The organism is Psychrobacter sp. 1U2, assembly GCF_051847575.1.
In genome coordinates this window covers 1-908 of sequence record NZ_JBPYDC010000668.1, presented here as the reverse complement: position 1 = coordinate 908, position 908 = coordinate 1, and the positions used below count along the sequence as shown (strand labels likewise).

Annotated in this window: 1 protein-coding gene and 1 pseudogene; both read left to right on the top strand. The window is 39.2% G+C overall.

Annotated features, from left to right (window positions below; genetic code table 11):
- Positions 1-260: pseudogene (locus ACS8FD_RS17985) on the top strand (hypothetical protein); the annotation flags it as partial.
- Positions 261-274: 14 nt separating this feature from the next.
- Complete coding sequence (locus tag ACS8FD_RS17980) at positions 275-832, top strand: hypothetical protein (RefSeq protein WP_439261197.1); 558 nt, start codon at positions 275-277, stop codon at positions 830-832.
- Positions 833-908 lie beyond the last annotated feature (76 nt).

Sequence of the window (908 nt, the reverse complement as noted above, 5' to 3'; positions counted from 1 at the left end):
ATGACTTGGATGATGGTCGCGCTGATAACACCAAAATCAAGCACTCTAATGTCACGGGTAAAGAGGCGCTGCTTGAAGTGCTGAACACCATTAATACACAGTTTGACGATTTAATTAATGCTTCGTATCATCAAGATGGTCAAAAGCTACTCGCAACCAATCGTTATTTGCAGCAACGTTTTGATGGCGCTGTCTCTAATGCTCAGAGCTTACAAATAGACGATGATAACGACGTTAGTATCAACAAAAACCAAAGCTAGAAGAGTAAGAGTATATGAGTGTGCTGATAGGTGTTGGCATTGTGACCACGATTACTACTATTTATTTGGGTAAAAAAGGCTGGCAAGCGTTTCATAAAGCAGTCGGCATTACGCCAGGCGTGCTCAAATATCATGATCGTCATGCACCACTATCATTATCTACGATAAATTGGCAACAGCTAAACTTAAATAAAAAACACTTACAGGTTTTGCCCGATCATCAGTTACGCCAGTTGCAACGTATCGATGAAAAAGTAAATAGCTACTATGAGTACCAAAAAGCGTTATCAGGTCAAAATAAAACATCAGTGGTGACAGAGCAGCAGTTTATAGTAGACAAAATGCTGCATAATCGCTTGCCTGAAATGCTGGCCAGTCGTTACCATCTAGCGAGTGTTCATACAACTGTCAATCAGATAGAGGATCAAAAAAATATCGAAGCCGATGAATTATCACAACAGGTATTGGACAATATTGAACAGCGCTTAGATGGGTTGTTAGTACAAACGCAGACGCAGCACTTACAAGAGCTACAAGTTATGAAAAATTATATCGATAATCACGACAGCTAACTTATGCGTTAATACTATTATTGCAAAAGCTGTATAAAAAAGCTGCCAATGATTATGTCTCATTGGCAGCTTTTTG

Coding starts and splice junctions, on each gene's coding strand:
- ACS8FD_RS17980 (WP_439261197.1), top strand. CDS start 275: ATGAGTGTGCTGATAGGTGTTGGCATTGTGACCACGATTACTACTATT.